Raw genomic sequence first — 16,188 nt, 5'->3', positions numbered from 1 at the left:
AAATTAAATTACATCTGATACTTTTTGAGCGCGGAAAAGGTGCGGCTTTATAGCAGAAATGGGAGTACGTGAAATTTATATCAGCGATTTTTCAAATATATCAGCGCAAATAGAATTATATCGGCGATTTTCACAATATATCGGCGCAACTCAAATTATATCAGCGATTTTCCGATTATATCGACTTGCCGACATAAAACGACAAAAAAGAGGCCGTTCCCAAACAGCCTCTTCCATCTATTTCGGAAGCTCCACCCGAACAGTAGTCCCTTCCCCTTTCGTGCTATACACTGAAACGTCTCCGTTATGCAGTTCCACAATCTTCTGCACAATCGATAATCCTAAACCACTACCTTCTACGTTTCTCGCTCTTGCCGTATCTACTTTGTAAAAACGATCAAATATACGGTCCATCTCTTCTTTTTCCATACCAATTCCGTTATCAGATATAGAGATAATGACACTAGACTCTAACTCTTCGACGAAAAACTCAATCGTCCCACCATCGTTTGAAAACTTAATGCTATTCGTGAAAATGTTACTCCATACTTGATGAAGTAAGTTTTCATCACCTTTTATAGTGATATCTGGCACATCAAATTCAACGGCGATATCTTTTTCCCGCCATTTCCACTCAAGCATAAAAATGACGTCTTTAATTTGCTTCTGTAGATTGAATTCTCTTATTTGTAGAACCTTTTCCTCTTTATCTAATGAAGCGAGCGTAAGTAACTGTTTACATAAACTAGACATTCGCTTACTTTCACCCTCAATAATTTGTAAGTAATGATTTCTTTCTTCCTCACTCATCTTTTCTGTTTGCAACGTCTTTGAAAAACCTTGTATGGAAGAAAGTGGCGACTGAAATTCATGTGAAACGTTCGAAACGAATTCTTGTCTCATTTCATCTAGTTCTTTAATACTCTTCGTCATCTTTTGGAAGCTTGTAGATAACGTTCCTATTTCATCTTTTCGTTTTACGTCTAATTCAATTTCATATTCCCCACTCGCAATTTTTTGCGTAGCCTTCGTAAATTTACGAATGGGACGAACGATGTAACCTGCTGCAATCGCTATAAAAATAATAGTTAGTAAAACGATAAACCCAAGTAATACCGCTAAGAAAATTCGCATCTCGCCAAATTGTTGCTGAATGTCAGGGCGAATGAATAAAGCGTACTGTTTATCACCGTGTTTTACCGGGACACCGACGCTATTAATTAATTCATTATCGAAAAATCCTGTAATGAAAAGGCGCGTTGGATAAGTAGAAACACCATTAAATGTCTCCCCCTGCAATACTTTATGAACGGTATCATCACTTATTGTCGTCTTACGAAATGCATTTCCGATACGCTTTCCATTCTTTTGATCATCGACAATATAAATTTCATATCCTAGCTTCGCAATAGACCGTAAGTATGCCTCTTGATTTTCTTCACTTTGCTTTTCATATAACGATTTTACTTCTTCAGCATACTTTAAAATCTTTTCACTATTATACGGTTTTAACTTCACTTGATAATATACGTTCGTTAATAAAAAGCCTATAATACTACTAAGTAGCATAATGCCGACCGTCATAAATACAAATCTAGAATATAGTGATTTCATCTTATTTCAGCTCCAACTTATACCCGAGGCCGCGCACCGTTGTAATTTGAAAATCATCCGTTCGTTTTGAAAAACGATCTCTTAATCGCTTTACATGAACGTCAACCGTTCGTTCATCCCCTTCAAAATCCATTCCCCATACTAATTCAATTAATTCTTCCCTTGAAAATGTTCTTCCAGGATAACTAGCCAGTTGCGATAACAATTCAAATTCCTTCAGTGGAAGCAAAATCGTTTGTCCGTTACACTTCACTTCAAAGCCTTTTCGGTCAATTGTTGTACCGTGCAACGTAATAATATCAGCACTCAGCATTTGATAACGACGAAGTAATGCTTTCATACGGAAAATGACTTCAGCTGGCTCAAATGGTTTTACGATATAATCGTCTGTACCAGAAATGAATCCTTTTTCTTTATCCACTAACTGGTCTTTCGCAGTTAATAAAATAACAGGAATATCATGATACTTACGAATTTCTTCACATAACGTATAACCATCAACAAACGGCATCATAATGTCTACAATCGCAAGATGAATATTTTCCTTCTCTAATACTTCTTGCGCTATCTTTCCATCTTCAGCCTCAAAAACTTTAAACCCCTCTTTTTGTAAATGATAATGCAATAACTCTCTAATATGTTTATCATCATCAGCTAATAAAATATGTATCATCTTCATTAAACCCTCTCTCGTTCATCCTTCTACATCCTTACCTTAAGAAACAATTGGATTTTTTGCAAGAAAAAGAAAAACAGAATTTATAAGTTCTTGGTGGATTGAAGAAGGTTTCAAAAACAGTCAGTCTTCAAATGTATAAGTAATTTAAAGAAAAGGATTCCTTAGAAGATACTTTTGTTATCATTATGGTCAGCTGCTTTATTTTTCTTATAACTTGATGACGTACTCTGGTGTACGAATAAGTGATCTATTACTTTTTTAGTAAGTGGTATAAAGAAATTCAGTAATAACCCACCTAAACAAACAGTTAATATAGTTCCAACACCAATTGGTCCATGTAAAATCGTTGCCATTATTAAGAATATAAGGTAAATAAATGTTCGTGCTATAAAAATATTCGTTCTAGTTAATTCTTGTATGATTAAAGTTAATCGGTCAATTGGAATGGGAGCAAAATTTGTTTGTAAATATATTGCAGTTCCTAATCCTGTAATAACTAATCCGATTCCAAAATAAATCATTTTACTGTACCATATTTCAGGTGTAATTAAATCGCGTAATAAAAATAGCCACACATCAATACCAATACCCGTTATGAATGCTGTTAACAACCCTAGTACCTCTGGTCTTTGTCTTTTTAATTTCGAATTACAACATATTAATAATAAAGCTATTATTATTTCCCAGCTTCCCACAGTAAGCCCCACATTTAAAGAAAGTCCTACTAAAAGTGCATCAAAAGGTGAAGTGCCAAAATCTGATTGTATTGTGACAGAAATACCAAGGGTTAATATTAAAATTCCTAATACATAAAAAACATACTTCATTTTAATCAACCTCTTCATCGTCATTTTTGTTGCATTTACAATAAAAATATTTTATATTAAATGTAACTTCAAATTGTTGCATTTGCAATAAAAACAAAAGATAAGGAGTTCATTATGAAAGAAATTCTTCGTGAAATTGGCATGATTGCAAGAGCATTAGATTCTATTAGTAATATAGAATTTAAAGAATATGAGCTTACAAAAGGTCAGTATTTGTACCTTGTGCGAATATGTGAAAACCCAGGAATCATTCAAGAAAAGCTATCTGAGATGATAAAAGTAGATCGTACAACTGCAGCCCGTGCTATCAAAAAGCTTGAAATCAATGGATTTATCGAAAAGAAAGAAGATGAATCTAACAAGAAAATCAAAAAACTTTTCCCAACAGAAAAAGGGAAAAATGTCTATCCTTTTATTAAAAGAGAAAACGATTATTCAAATACTGTTGCATTAGAGGGATTTTCGGAAACAGAAGCGGAAACTATTTCTAATCTTCTTCAAAGAGTAAGAAAAAATATAGAAAAAGATTGGGATTTTGTAAAAAAGGGAAATAAGAGAAATTATTGATTATATAAAGGAGCGAACTATTCAAATGACTACACATATAGAAAAGTGCACCCTTGAAGATATACACAGACTTCAAGATATTAGTTATGAAACATTTAATGAGACTTTTAAACATCAGAATTCACCCGAAAGTATGAATCACTATTTGGAAAAGGCATTTAACTTAAAACAATTAGAAAAAGAATTATCCAATATCTCTTCTCAATTCTTTTTTGTCTACTTTAACGATGAAATTGCTGGATATTTAAAGGTCAATATTGATGATGCTCAGTCTGAAGAAATGGGAAATGAATCACTTGAAGTAGAGAGAATTTATATAAAGAGCTCCTTTCAAAAACATGGTCTTGGTAAATATCTACTAAATAATGCTATTGAAATTGCAATAGAACATAATAAAAAGAATATTTGGCTAGGCGTATGGGAGAAAAATGAAAATGCTATTGCTTTTTATAAGAAATTAGGTTTTGTACAAGCTGGCTCTCATTCCTTTTATATGGGCGATAACGAACAAGTTGACCTTATAATGATCAAAACACTCATATAACTTTTTTTGAAAGGTGGGCTATTATGTATATTCCAAAGTATTTTAAAGTCACAAATGTTGATGAAATTTGGGATTTTGTTCAAAAAAACTCTTTTGGAACAATCGTCACAACTAAAAAAGAGAAACCAATCGCAACTCATTTGCCCTTTGGATTAACTAAACAAGGCGATGACTATTTTATTACTGGACATATGGCTTATGGGAACCCCCAGTGGAGAACATTTGAAACCTGCGAAGATGTTCTTGTAATGTTTCAGGGACCGCACTCTTACATCTCTTCTTCTTGGTATGAAAATGAAGAAGTTCCAACATGGAATTATCAAGCCGTTCATATATATGGTAAAGCAAGTATTTTAGATAAACAGGAATTAATAGATGAATTAACAACAATGTTGAAAAAATATGAAGAACATCGTGAAAATCCAATATTATGGGATAAACTTTCCCCCACTCTCTTAGAAAATGAACTGAAAGGGATAGTTGGGTTTAAAATTAAAGTAGGAGACATCCAGGCTGCATATAAATTAAGTCAAAATCGGAATGAGAGGGATTATAGTAATATTATTGATAAATTGTACGATGAAGGAAATCCAGATGCGAAACAAATGGCAAAACTCATGGGGAATAGATTAAACAATCACATATAGTTCATTGTAATTCAACTCTCACATTTCAAAATTAAAGAAAAGACTGGAGGGCTTTATCGGCAGTTTTCTTTAGAACGTAAAAGATTGAGCTTAAAGTGCATGGGGGTTAATTATAAATATAGATCCATTAGAAAAGAATCTATTTTGAAAAAAGATTATTCAAAATAGATTCTTACGTTTTAGTATTAAGATTATTTTAATCAAAAATAATTTCTAAGCCTTCGAAATATCAACAAATCCTTCTCCGAACACATCACGAACATCGTGTATAGCGATGAACGCCGCCGGATCCGTAGTTTGAACAATCCGCTTTAGCTTCACTACTTCTTGCTTATTAATAACAACATAAAGAATTTCCTTTGGAGTTTTCGTGTAATAGCCATGACCTGAGTACACAGTAACCCCTCTGCCCATTAAGGTAGTTACCTTCCCAGCTATTTCATTCGGGTTATCAGAAATAATCGTAATGGCTTTCTTCGGATTTAAACCTTCAATTACAAACTCCATCACTTTCGTTGCTACATATAGCATAATAATTGTTATCATCAGTTTTTCTGCACCAATGATGAAATAAGATGAAAACGCAACAATTAAATCGAAGAACAGTAGACCGTAGCTAATGCTCCAGCCTAAATATTTATGCGTCATCCTTGCTAAGATGGTAGTACCTGCAGTTGTTCCACCAACGCGAATAATAAGACCAATCCCGCACCCAATAAATATTCCTCCGAAAATGGCATTTACAAGCATTTCATCCGAAGCAATCGTCCAGCCTTCTGTCAAATGAAGAAATAGCGAGTTCGTAACTACAGCGATAATCGTATAAATTGTTGTAATCTTATTTAAAAACTTATAACCGGCTATTAACAAAATCGCATTTAAAATTAAGTTAACTAAGCCCGGTGACCATTCAAATAAATAGTACGTAATAATCGTGATACCTGTTACCCCACCCTCACCAAACTCGTTCGGGATAACAAACAAATTAACACCTAACGCAAAAAGAAATGCACCGATAATAATAAAAATAATGTCTGTCGTTCTTTTTTTCATACAGTACCTCACTTCTTATGTAAATATTTATTCTGCCATAAACTCTCACTATTATATCGTGGAATATTCAAATCGAACAGTGGTTTGTTTTTATTTTAATATAAGATAAAAAATCAACATTATTTATTATGTACTGCAAATAAAGTTTTGATTTCAACCGTAATTTACTCTTAAAAAGAAATGCTAAACATTGACTTGCACAAATTTCAAATAAAAAAGTACCCATCTAATTGTCATACGCAATGAGAATTAGATGGGTACTGCATGATACATTTAGTTTTTACATGTATTGTTTGGAGAAAATTGCAAATAACGACCTATACTCGCCTTATTAAGACCAAATCCATACATCATCATTATTTTCAGCGTTCGTCTTTGCTTCATGAACTTTTTCAATATGATCAACTGTGTTCCAGTTAATAGAAATACCACCCCAGCCCACATACTCCATATCAATTTTCACTTTCTCACCCACATTAAATACTTGTCCCTTTGTTAAGAAAACATCAATAATATCTTTCTTCCCATTTAGCGATGGATACTCAACTACAACATATTTAGTAGCACCGTCTCCCTCATCTTCCATCGTTCCTACTTTTGATACTTCTCCAATTACATAATTAGGTGAGCCATCTTCTTTCATGTGCATACCTAACTTGTTTGTTGTATTTTCAACTGCAGTTGCAACCATATATTCTGTAAAATTACGCATCATAGATCCAGTAGCTTTTACTTCATCTCCTACTTTCACATTTGAAAGTGAATCAATATACACACTAACCGGTTCCTCATATTGCTTAGATTTTACAACAATTACACCGTTATCTACTTCTACTACTCGTCCTTCTAACGTCGAGAAATTCGATTCAATAGAAGCTGCACTCGCTTTTGTTACTTCTAGTCCTGGTAAATTTGTTCCTGATAATGCTGCGATCCCTAAAGCACCTGCTAAAATTATTTTTTTCATACCCATTATGAAACATCTCCATTCATGATGATTGTATTTGTTTGATTGGTATCGACCAACCTGTAATCATTATAGTTACAGGTAGTGAAAATAACAACCGTTTTCCTCATGCAATGTTGCATACTGTAATTTTTAAATATACAACAATGAGTCTAGATTCTCGAGTTACAGCAGGTGAAATTGTTGATGATGAAGAAGCTAATGTTATGCATCATATTTTTCAGCGCTACGATTTGTATAGCCGTAGTTCATTACATTATGTAGGAGCGGGATTCATATGTTAATAAAACCAAAGAGATTACAGCCAGGAGATATCGTGGCGACAGTAAGTCCTTCATGGGGAGGAGCAGGTGATTCTGAAATAAGATGGCGATATGAGCAAGGAGTAAAAAGATTAGAAGAGGTTTTTCGTCTTACGGTTATCCCAATGCCAAATAGTTTAAAAGGTAGCGAATACCTTTATAACAATCCAGAGGCTCGTGCGGAAGATATAATGACTGCATTTAAAGATACACGCGTGAAAGCAATTATCGCGAATATTGGTGGTGAAGATAGCATCCGGTTACTCCCCTATATAGATTTTAATGTGATACGCGAAAACCCGAAAATTTTTATGGGGTACTCTGACGTTACTATTTCACATTTATTTTGTCATAAAGCAGGCCTTTCCTCTTTATACGGTCCAGCAATTTTGACTGATTTTGCTGAAAATGTAGAGATGGATCCATATACAGTTGAAATGGTAAATCGAACTCTCTTTTCAAATGAAACGATTGACGAAATTCAACCAGCTCATGAATGGACGAGTGAGCGTTTAGAATGGATAGAGAGTAATAAGGATACAAGACGTACGATGCAGCAAAACAAAGGATATGAGCTACTTCAAGGCTCTACTACTGTACAAGGGCGTTTAATTGGTGGTTGTATAGAAGTACTGGAATTTGCAAAAGGAACGGAACTTTGGCCTGAGAAAAAACATTGGGAGAATAGTATTCTTTTCTTTGAAACCTCTGAAGATCATCCGGAACCAAGTTATATAAAATATTGGTTACGAAATTATGCAGCGCAAGGTATTCTGCAAAAAGCAAAAGGTATCATCTTCGGTAAACCGAAAGATGAACAATATTATGAAGAATATAAACATGAAATACTGCTGGTTATGAAGGAACATCATTTAGAAGATTTACCGATTCTTTATAATTTAAATTTTGGCCATACCGAGCCAAAGTTTATTTTACCTTACGGCGCGTTGGCAGAAATTGATTGTGAAAATGTATCTTTTTCTATTTTAGAGAGTGGCGTGGAATGAATAAAAACACTCCTATGAGATATGTCTGTGAATTGGTACTTTTTAAAAGTATATAATTGGAGGGAGATTACGTGTATAGAAGTAACATTTACAGTAAGTAAATGGGATGAAAAACCAATCGATGATACTAGAAAAGATTTCCCTATTAATATTGCACATGTCGAATATGATATTGATGGTGAATTAAAAGGAAAAGCTTTTGTTGAATACTTCTTATATTATTTAGACTCAAATATAAATGATGGTCACTTAGCTACTGCTAAAATTTCTGGATTTTTACACTTTGAAGGAATTTATAAGGGGCAACAAGGGACATTTACAGCTATAGAGCAAGGAATATTTGATAAAGGAAATTTAGATTCCCCAGGAACAATTATTAAAGCTACTGGTAACTTAGAAAATCTGAGAGGGTCCTATAATTATCAGTTTACAGGTCAAACCAGTAAACTAATTTTAGAGTTGGAATTTTAGCGAAATATCCTATAATTTAGTGGAAAAGACATTTCTTGTAATACTAGGAATGTCCTTTTTGTTGACGAGCTAGTACGTTATAGTCACCACCAATTTTTATAGGCAGCGTTGATGTTAATAGTCCTTGTACAACGAATCTCCCTTGCTCATCTGGCGTAACATGATGAACACCTTCATCTTTCGATACTTCCGTAAATAGCGCAACATCTTCTTTTGTAAACGTTCGTTCAAAGGTGATTTTTTCGCCTACTTGTAATTTCATCCCATGCGCCTCCTCAAAAACTCTTTTAAAATAAGAAAAACCGAAACTATAATCATTTCGGTTTTTCAAAACTGTAGAAGTCTATATTTACTTTAAAGAATGTACAAACAACCCGCTGCGCAGTTTCGGTTCAAACCACGTTGATTTTGGCGGCATAACTTCTCCAGCGTCTGCGATTGCTAATAACGATTCCATTGGTGTCGGATATAGTGAGAACGCTGCTTTATATTCACCGCTATTTACAAGGCGTTCTAGTTCTTCTAACCCGCGGATTCCTCCGACAAAATCAACGCGTGAATCAGATCGCGGATCGTGTATTTCAAGTACTTGGCTTAATAAATGATCTTGCAGAATAGATACATCCAAACCTTTCACGAGATCATTCGCATCAAACGTTTCCTCTTTCACTGTAAGCTTATACCACTTCTCATTTACATACATTCCAAATGTTTTTGGCTCATTTGGTTTATACGGAGAAACAGCCGCTTCTTCTACATAAAAGTATTGCGCTATTTGTTTTAAAAACTGTTCTTCTGATAAACCATTTAAATCTTTTACAACTCGGTTATAGTCCCAAATGGATAACTCATCGTGTGGGAATAAAACAGATAAGAAGAAATTAAATTCCTCTTCTCCTGTGTAATTCGGATATTGTTCTCTTCGCATGATCCCTACTTTTGCAGCTGATGCAGAACGGTGATGCCCATCTGCAATGTACAGGTTAGGAATATCTTCAAATAAGTTTACTAAACTTGCAATTACTTCTTCATCAGCTATTTTCCAAGCAACGTGCCTAACGCCGTCTTCTGCTGTAAATGTATAGATTGGCGCATGTTCTTCTTTCCAGCTGGCAATGAAATGCTTTATCTCTTCTTTTGTACGATACGTTAAAAAGATAGGACCCGTATTTGCATCACACACATCTACGTGACGAATACGATCTAGCTCTTTTTCATGACGCGTTCTCTCATGTTTTTTAATTGTATCATCTTCATACTCATCAATAGATGTACAAACGACAAGGCCTGACTGCGTTCTTCCCTGCATCGTCAGTTCATAAATGTATAACGCTGGCTCTTCGTCTTGAATGAACACTTCTTCTCGTATAAATCGATTTAAATTTTCACCCGCTTTTTCATATACACGATCATCGTACGGTGAAAGTGCCGGGTCTAAATCAATTTCTGCTTTATCAACATGCAAGAAAGAATATGGATTCCCTTTTACAACTTCTCTTGCCTCTTCACTATTTAATACGTCATACGGTAAAGCTGCCACTTGTGCCGCTTTTTCCTCTACTGGACGAATGGCCCGAAACGGTCGTATTTTTGCCACATTCCTCTCTCCTTTACACAATCATTCGAACGGCTACAACACCTGTAATTTTGCTTATATTTTCTACAATATTCTCTTTTATTATATCATCAATTCCGTTATCGATATCAATCATTGTGTATGCCCAAGAATGTTTACTACGATTAATCATATCGGCAATATTAATATGATGTTCCGCTAAGCATCCTGTAATTTGCCCTACCATATTCGGGACGTTTTGATGCATAATTGTAATTCGTTTCTTTCCGATATACGGCAATTCTACGTTTGGATAATTTACTGAATTACGAATATTTCCTGTCTCTAAATATTCACGTAATTGGCGCGCTGCCATGAATGCACAGTTTTCTTCTGATTCGGACGTAGATGCACCAAGGTGAGGCGTCGCTGTTACATTTTTCATCTTTATCACATTTTCATTTGGGAAGTCTGTTACGTAATGCGTAATAACATCTTCTTCTAACGCTTTTTGAAGAACATTTTCATCTACAAGTTCTCCTCTTGAGAAATTGAATAAACGCATACCTTTTTTCATCTTCTCTATAGCGTGTTCCCCAATAATTCCCTTCGTTTGATTTGTAAGAGGAATATGAAGGGTAATATAATCACACGTTGCAAAAATTTCATCAAGGCTAAATGCTCTTTGCACATGTGTAGAAAGACGCCAAGCTGTTTCAACTGAAATATAAGGATCATATCCAATAACGTCCATCCCTAACGCTAACGCATCGTTCGCAACTAAAGCACCGATTGCGCCAAGGCCAATTACACCTAGACGTTTTCCTGCAATTTCTGATCCAACGAATTGTTTTTTTCCTGATTCAACAAGCTGCGGTACTTCTTCACCCTCTAAATTTTTCGTCCAGCTTACACCGTTAATAATGTTACGTGAAGACATAATAAGGCTGGCGATAATAAGTTCCTTTACTGCATTGGCATTCGCTCCTGGTGTATTAAATACTACAATCCCTTTTTCTGTACATCGCTCGACAGGAATATTATTTACACCAGCACCAGCTCTTGCAATCGCCTTTAAGTCTTTTGAAAACTCTTCTTGGTGTAAAGAATAGCTGCGAAGTAAAATACCATCTGGGTGGTCCATTCTATCCCCTACTTCATAACGCTCTCCGTCAAGAACTTGCAAACCCTTTTCTGCAATTTGATTTAACGTTTGAACACGAAACATATCCCCATCTCCCTATCTATTCTCAAGCTCAAATTCCTTCATATAATCTACTAATTGTTTTACACCTTCCACTGGCATCGCATTGTAAATACTTGCACGCATACCACCGACTGAGCGATGTCCTTTTAACGTAACAAGGCCGCGTTCTTTCGTTTTTTGTAAAAACTCATTGTTCAGCTCTTCTGACGGTGTTGTAAATGGAATATTCATAAGTGATCGATACGCAGGGTCAACTGGTGAAGTAAACAATTTAGATTCATCTAAAAAATGATAAATAAGTGAAGATTTCATTTTATTTTGTTCTTCAATCGCAGATACTCCGCCTTGCTCTTTCAACCACTCTAGTACAAGTTTTGTTACGTAAATACTAAAGGATGGCGGTGTATTATATAAGGAGTTATTTTTACTGTAAGTTTCATAATTTAACATTGTCGGACAAGAGCGATCTGCTCCCCCAATTAAATCTCTTTTTATAATAGCAATCGTTAAGCCCGCAGGTCCTAAATTCTTTTGCGCCCCCGCATATATAAGACCAAACTTCGAAACATCATATCGCTCTGATAAAATATTTGAGGACATATCCGCAACGAGCGGCACTCTTTCTACATGTGGAATGTCCACATATTTTGTCCCCTCAATTGTATTATTCGTTGTAATATGTACATAATCTAGTTTTTCATCACTTAATAAACCGTCCAGTTTAGGAATCGTAGTAAACTTCTCTTGCTCGGAAGAAGCAATCACTTGTACTTCCCCAACTTTTTCGGCTTCTTGCAGTGCCTTTTTAGACCATGAGCCAGTTAGTACGTATCCAGCTTTTTTATACGTATTCATTAAGTTCAGTGGTATCATAGAAAATTGTAATGACGCACCGCCTTGTAAAAATAAAACATCATACTCATCAGGGATGCTCATTAATTCACGAAGTAAGTTACTCGCTTCCTCTATAATACTTTGAAAATAAGAAGATCGATGACTCATTTCTATAATAGACATGCCTGTCCCGTTATAATTTACAAGCTCCTTTTGCACTTTCTCTAAAACTGGCAAAGGGAGTATTGATGGTCCTGCTGAAAAATTATAGACTCTCTCCATTACCCTCATAACCTCCCTATTTCTCATTTGATTATTTTTTAAACTTTCTGAATTATAACCTAAAATATAATATGTGGTCAATTTGTTTTCTATTATTACGACGCAAGACGCGATGGAATCGCTTGCAAGTGCAGACTTTTTATATATACATAAAAAAGTGTTAAGTACATAATCGCACTTAACACTCTAATAATAGAATAATAATAGCTAGTCGTTCGTAAAGAACCGATCAAAAATTTGATAAATAGCAGAAAGACCAATGAGCCAATAAATAGTGTCCACAAGCGCCGGCATAGAACCAAACCATTTCTCAACTACATTGTAATCTAACGCTACAAATAACCAATTCAAACCGCCGAGAATCACCAAAATTACTGTAAGGTAAGACAAAAATTTCATTATGATTGCCCCCTAGGTGATAAGATGGTGAAAGGCCTTTCACTAGAAATATATGTAGTAATCTTTAAAACTTACCTATTTTATAAAAATTATTTTCGGTACCACCCATTAATAACTGCCTCTGCTTCTTTACTATGTATTTGATACGCATGTGTACTATCATTAGAGCCAATAAACCAAATTGAAAAACCTTTAAAATATGGTTTCGGTTCTAATACATCGCGGTAAGCACGCCATCCATTTAATTGTACATCTTTTGAAAACACATTTGAAACATCTGGATTCCACGGATTTTGTAATCCAAGTTCACGCGCCGGAACGTTAAACCCACCGAAGTAAACTGGTTTTCCTGTTGCATTATGTAATTGTTCCAATTGCTGAACAACATTTTGTCCACGATTATACACTGTCGTCGCAAATAAACTTTTCTTTACTTCTTCATATGTTGGATTTCTTTTTCCTGAAACTTCAAACCAACTATCAATACTTACAATATCCACCTTTTTTAAATACGGACGATTGATTTTCTCTTTAAACTTCGCTTCATAAGAAGGGTCCCAGCTTGCTGTTAACCACCAGTTCATTTGATACAAAATATTTCCTTTATACTGATTACGAACAAAATCAATTGTATCGCTCCAGTATCCTTCTGCATACTCCATATTCACGAAATTAGAAGCAATCTTTAGTCCATACACATTGTATTTACTTGTAATGGAATTAAAAATATCTTGCAGAATAACCGTCTTCCAATTCCAGAAGAAATCATTAATGTTACTTGGGTTCCATTCTGTCTCTCCAACATTCCCCTGCTGAATATATGGGAACGGTTCCACTATAACTTGAATATTACGCTTTAATAATTCTTGAATTAAAATAATAGCTTGTTGCTTTTGCGCTTGATTAATTACCATATTCGTAGAAGTCACATTTGGGATATCTACTTGAATCGGTACATTTACTGTATTTAAATTTAAGCGCTCCACATCCGCTAATACTTTCGCTACATTTCCAACTTCCCATACTGTTACGTTTCCTGATTTGATTTTTCCAGATTGAACAGTATTTACATCTGCCTGTACATTTCCTTGAAAACAAAAAGAAAACAACATAATAAACACTCCTAAAAAACTTATTAAACTCTTATTTTTCTTCACAACTTTCCCCCTATAATTTTTGGCTTTCTTGATTATTTTATACAACGTTTCATATATATTCCACAAAAAATCCAATAAATTTTTATTGATAAAAATGCTATTCATCCTTTATTCACATCTTACTCATACTAAGCCCCTAAAAATAGTAAGATAAATAAAAAAGGAACGGATTTCCGCTCCTTTTTTATCTTTTTACGATTATCAATCCATTTCCCTTTTAGGCTCTACCAACATGATGTGGGATTCCTTTTCAGTGAAAGGTTTATGCTCAACGCCTCTCGGGACAATAAACATCTCGCCCTTAGAAATTTTCACCTGTCCATCACGGAAATCGATGAACATCTCCCCTTCAAGCACAATAAATAGCTTATCCGTATCAGGATGCTCATGCCATATAAAATCTCCATTAGCTTTAAAAAGCTGAATTTGATCATCATTCATTTCACCAATCACTCGTGGATACCAATAATCGTTAATTTTAGATAACTCGTCATTTAGTTTAATAGGTTGGTAATGGATAATAATCCCTCCTCATTTTTAACTTCCACTATATTACAATAATCTAAGTAAAAAAGTCGTCATTACGCTTAAAAAGAAAATGCTCCGGCCAGAACTTTTCATTCAGATAGTACAAAGGAGTGATTTCAATGAAAGTTCTTTCAATCCAATGTTTCCTTTAACTCTCCATAAGTATAGAACAGTGATTTTCAAATAAGAATGGACCCCTGTTGACATTAGTATGGATTATTGATGAACTTCTCGCGATATTTAGTAGGCGAAATGCCAACTTGCTTCTTGAAAACTCTACTAAAATAAAAAGGGTCTGCAATTCCAACAGCCTGCGAAATTTGTTGTACAGGCACACCACTTGTACATAACATTTTTTGAGCCATCTTTATACGATAGTTCAATAAATATTCTGCTGGCCCCATACCTGCATGCTTTCTAAACACGTAAGAAAGACGATTTCGATTAACATTATTTTGTTCTGTAAGCGTATGTATTGTAATATCTTTATAATAGTATTGGCGAACGTAACTAGATATTCGTTCGAATAAAGTATGCGACTCATAGTTGTTTTCTCTATTGACAACACTTAATAAAGCTTCATTCAACGCTTCGCGAAACAGCATTTCGGTCTGAAGCATCGAAATGCCTCCACGCTGATTATACACATCCCAAAGACGCATAAGTAATTCGACAAGACGAGGAGATTGTCCTGTTAATAATTCAAAATGCTGATGAGTAAAGCCAGAGTCTTCTCGTTCTGGATTGCTTATCTGATATAAAACAAGAATATATTCCCAGTTTATTTCACCAAGCATTTTATGGGCTAATGTCATTTTTGCACCCCCATGTATAACTTTTCCTGGGGAAAGGATATACGGCGTACCATTAAATTGAAATTGCGTCTTCCCTGTAAGTGGAAATACAAATCCTGGGAAAGAATCTGTAGACTCAGCACAAGGCACACCTGGATTTTTAGCATAACGATATACTCCTTCTACTCGGAAAGGATTATTGGCAAGATACTCTGCTAACTCATTCACGTCCAACTTCACAATGCACGCCTCATTTCAATAATAATTTTCTTGTAATTCGCGAGATTAATTGGTGTACATTCTGGGCAACGCTAAACTAAAAATAGTACATACGACTTAACAAGATCTGGTTATTAACCTATAAATATATTGTTTTTCATTTATTGACAAAAGTATCCTCCCTATATTATTGATAATGATTTTCATTGTAGTTTGATAAAAAAACATTTGTCAAGTTGGATGGCGTAGAAAAATGACGAAACAAGGGGTACAGAGGGACCGTTCTGTTGCAAATAATACCTGGTCTTTGTTAACTAATTCCCCTCAAAACTGGAATAATCATGTTAATAGTTGTAATGGCTTTATTTGTTACAGCACTTGCAGCATGTGGAAATAATCGTAATCCTGAAGAAGTTGCTACAGCGTATTTCGAAGATGGAAACAGCCTACTATCAAATTAAATGATAGTAGGCTGGCTGTTAAAATTATTTAAGAACTGGGTTATGTTCTAAATGATAAGCTTTCATTATCAAAA

General features: G+C 34.8%; 18 protein-coding genes and 1 pseudogene. 6 read left to right on the top strand and 13 right to left on the bottom strand.

Annotated elements, in window-relative coordinates; translation table 11 throughout:
- Positions 1–237: 237 nt before the first annotated feature.
- From MR160_RS10295 to MR160_RS10285, 3 genes are all read right to left on the bottom strand, one after another.
- Entirely contained in the window at positions 238–1,614 is a 1,377-nt protein-coding gene (locus MR160_RS10295) for a sensor histidine kinase (protein ID WP_000839511.1), read from the bottom strand.
- 1 nt (position 1,615) lies between these two features.
- Entirely contained in the window at positions 1,616–2,293 is a 678-nt protein-coding gene (locus MR160_RS10290; protein ID WP_000781960.1) for a response regulator transcription factor, read from the bottom strand.
- Positions 2,294–2,454: 161 nt separating this feature from the next.
- A complete protein-coding gene (locus tag MR160_RS10285; protein ID WP_000878285.1) occupies positions 2,455–3,120 on the bottom strand; it encodes a YczE/YyaS/YitT family protein in 666 nt (221 codons plus the stop codon).
- Between the two features lie 114 nt (positions 3,121–3,234).
- Here MR160_RS10285 and MR160_RS10280 point away from each other — a divergent pair, with 114 nt between their 5' ends.
- Genes MR160_RS10280 through paiB form a run of 3 tightly spaced genes read left to right on the top strand, consistent with a single transcriptional unit; the run spans position 3,235 to position 4,878 of the window.
- Positions 3,235–3,687, top strand: coding sequence for a MarR family winged helix-turn-helix transcriptional regulator (locus MR160_RS10280; RefSeq protein WP_000658983.1), 453 nt, complete (start codon positions 3,235–3,237; stop codon positions 3,685–3,687).
- A gap of 25 nt (positions 3,688–3,712) precedes the next feature.
- Positions 3,713–4,231 (top strand): spermidine/spermine N(1)-acetyltransferase, encoded by a 519-nt coding sequence (gene paiA, locus MR160_RS10275; RefSeq protein WP_000207057.1) that lies wholly within the window; start codon positions 3,713–3,715, stop codon positions 4,229–4,231.
- A gap of 23 nt (positions 4,232–4,254) precedes the next feature.
- Positions 4,255–4,878, top strand: coding sequence for a protease synthase/sporulation negative transcriptional regulator PaiB (paiB, locus tag MR160_RS10270; RefSeq protein WP_000275827.1), 624 nt, complete (start codon positions 4,255–4,257; stop codon positions 4,876–4,878).
- A 213-nt stretch (positions 4,879–5,091) separates the two neighbouring features.
- Here paiB and MR160_RS10265 read toward each other — a convergent pair whose 3' ends face one another.
- A complete protein-coding gene (locus MR160_RS10265; RefSeq protein ID WP_000747488.1) occupies positions 5,092–5,931 on the bottom strand; it encodes a YitT family protein in 840 nt (279 codons plus the stop codon).
- 331 nt (positions 5,932–6,262) lie between these two features.
- Positions 6,263–6,904, bottom strand: coding sequence for a F0F1 ATP synthase subunit alpha (locus MR160_RS10260; RefSeq protein WP_000525477.1), 642 nt, complete (start codon positions 6,902–6,904; stop codon positions 6,263–6,265).
- Between the two features lie 35 nt (positions 6,905–6,939).
- Here MR160_RS10260 and MR160_RS10255 point away from each other — a divergent pair, with 35 nt between their 5' ends.
- The 3 genes from MR160_RS10255 to MR160_RS10245 all read left to right on the top strand — a co-directional run bounded on the left by MR160_RS10255 (position 6,940) and on the right by MR160_RS10245 (position 8,678).
- Positions 6,940–7,182: a hypothetical protein gene (locus tag MR160_RS10255; RefSeq protein ID WP_000579228.1), complete on the top strand. Its 243-nt coding sequence runs from the start codon at positions 6,940–6,942 to the stop codon at positions 7,180–7,182.
- On the top strand, positions 7,176–8,207 hold the full coding sequence (locus MR160_RS10250; RefSeq protein WP_000905878.1) for a S66 family peptidase: 1,032 nt from the start codon (positions 7,176–7,178) through the stop codon (positions 8,205–8,207). Before MR160_RS10255 ends, MR160_RS10250 begins: the two co-directional genes overlap by 7 nt.
- Before the next feature lie 75 nt (positions 8,208–8,282).
- Positions 8,283–8,678, top strand: a complete 396-nt coding sequence (locus MR160_RS10245) for a DUF3224 domain-containing protein (protein ID WP_000454103.1) — start codon at positions 8,283–8,285, stop codon at positions 8,676–8,678.
- 61 nt (positions 8,679–8,739) lie between these two features.
- On the opposite strand, the pseudogene MR160_RS10240 reads toward MR160_RS10245, so the two are convergent.
- From MR160_RS10240 to MR160_RS10205, 8 genes and pseudogenes are all read right to left on the bottom strand, one after another.
- Positions 8,740–8,940 (bottom strand): annotated as a pseudogene (locus MR160_RS10240) (hotdog family protein); the annotation flags it as partial.
- A gap of 87 nt (positions 8,941–9,027) precedes the next feature.
- Positions 9,028–10,275 (bottom strand): DUF1015 domain-containing protein, encoded by a 1,248-nt coding sequence (locus tag MR160_RS10235; protein WP_001063060.1) that lies wholly within the window; start codon positions 10,273–10,275, stop codon positions 9,028–9,030.
- A gap of 13 nt (positions 10,276–10,288) precedes the next feature.
- Positions 10,289–11,461, bottom strand: a complete 1,173-nt coding sequence (locus MR160_RS10230) for a 3-phosphoglycerate dehydrogenase family protein (RefSeq protein ID WP_000490235.1) — start codon at positions 11,459–11,461, stop codon at positions 10,289–10,291.
- Between the two features lie 12 nt (positions 11,462–11,473).
- Positions 11,474–12,556 (bottom strand): 3-phosphoserine/phosphohydroxythreonine transaminase, encoded by a 1,083-nt coding sequence (gene serC, locus MR160_RS10225; protein WP_000442927.1) that lies wholly within the window; start codon positions 12,554–12,556, stop codon positions 11,474–11,476.
- Between the two features lie 207 nt (positions 12,557–12,763).
- The gene (locus MR160_RS10220) at positions 12,764–12,955 is read right to left on the bottom strand and encodes a DUF378 domain-containing protein (RefSeq protein WP_000670804.1); all 192 of its coding nucleotides are present in this window, start codon (positions 12,953–12,955) and stop codon (positions 12,764–12,766) included.
- An 89-nt stretch (positions 12,956–13,044) separates the two neighbouring features.
- Positions 13,045–14,112 carry a glycoside hydrolase family 113 gene (locus MR160_RS10215; RefSeq protein WP_000739759.1) on the bottom strand — a complete coding sequence of 356 codons (1,068 nt, stop codon included), beginning with the start codon at positions 14,110–14,112 and terminating at the stop codon, positions 13,045–13,047.
- 201 nt (positions 14,113–14,313) lie between these two features.
- Complete coding sequence (locus MR160_RS10210) at positions 14,314–14,553, bottom strand: cupin domain-containing protein (RefSeq protein WP_000997179.1); 240 nt, start codon at positions 14,551–14,553, stop codon at positions 14,314–14,316.
- Between the two features lie 293 nt (positions 14,554–14,846).
- Entirely contained in the window at positions 14,847–15,674 is an 828-nt protein-coding gene (locus tag MR160_RS10205; RefSeq protein ID WP_242297311.1) for a helix-turn-helix transcriptional regulator, read from the bottom strand.
- Positions 15,675–16,188 lie beyond the last annotated feature (514 nt).

The organism is Bacillus cereus group sp. BfR-BA-01382, assembly GCF_022663475.1.
Classification (GTDB): Bacteria; Bacillota; Bacilli; order Bacillales; family Bacillaceae_G; genus Bacillus_A; species Bacillus_A thuringiensis_S.
This window is presented reverse-complemented; position numbering and strand designations above follow the sequence as displayed.

Bases quoted from the DNA above. Each gene is read 5' to 3' on its own strand.
- MR160_RS10295 (WP_000839511.1), bottom strand. From the start codon at position 1,614: ATGAAATCACTATATTCTAGATTTGTATTTATGACGGTCGGCATTATG.
- MR160_RS10290 (WP_000781960.1), bottom strand. From the start codon at position 2,293: ATGAAGATGATACATATTTTATTAGCTGATGATGATAAACATATTAGA.
- MR160_RS10285 (WP_000878285.1), bottom strand. From the start codon at position 3,120: ATGAAGTATGTTTTTTATGTATTAGGAATTTTAATATTAACCCTTGGT.
- MR160_RS10280 (WP_000658983.1), top strand. From the start codon at position 3,235: ATGAAAGAAATTCTTCGTGAAATTGGCATGATTGCAAGAGCATTAGAT.
- paiA (WP_000207057.1), top strand. From the start codon at position 3,713: ATGACTACACATATAGAAAAGTGCACCCTTGAAGATATACACAGACTT.
- paiB (WP_000275827.1), top strand. From the start codon at position 4,255: ATGTATATTCCAAAGTATTTTAAAGTCACAAATGTTGATGAAATTTGG.
- MR160_RS10265 (WP_000747488.1), bottom strand. From the start codon at position 5,931: ATGAAAAAAAGAACGACAGACATTATTTTTATTATTATCGGTGCATTT.
- MR160_RS10260 (WP_000525477.1), bottom strand. From the start codon at position 6,904: ATGGGTATGAAAAAAATAATTTTAGCAGGTGCTTTAGGGATCGCAGCA.
- MR160_RS10250 (WP_000905878.1), top strand. From the start codon at position 7,176: ATGTTAATAAAACCAAAGAGATTACAGCCAGGAGATATCGTGGCGACA.
- MR160_RS10230 (WP_000490235.1), bottom strand. From the start codon at position 11,461: ATGTTTCGTGTTCAAACGTTAAATCAAATTGCAGAAAAGGGTTTGCAA.
- serC (WP_000442927.1), bottom strand. From the start codon at position 12,556: ATGGAGAGAGTCTATAATTTTTCAGCAGGACCATCAATACTCCCTTTG.
- MR160_RS10220 (WP_000670804.1), bottom strand. From the start codon at position 12,955: ATGAAATTTTTGTCTTACCTTACAGTAATTTTGGTGATTCTCGGCGGT.
- MR160_RS10210 (WP_000997179.1), bottom strand. From the start codon at position 14,553: ATGAATGATGATCAAATTCAGCTTTTTAAAGCTAATGGAGATTTTATA.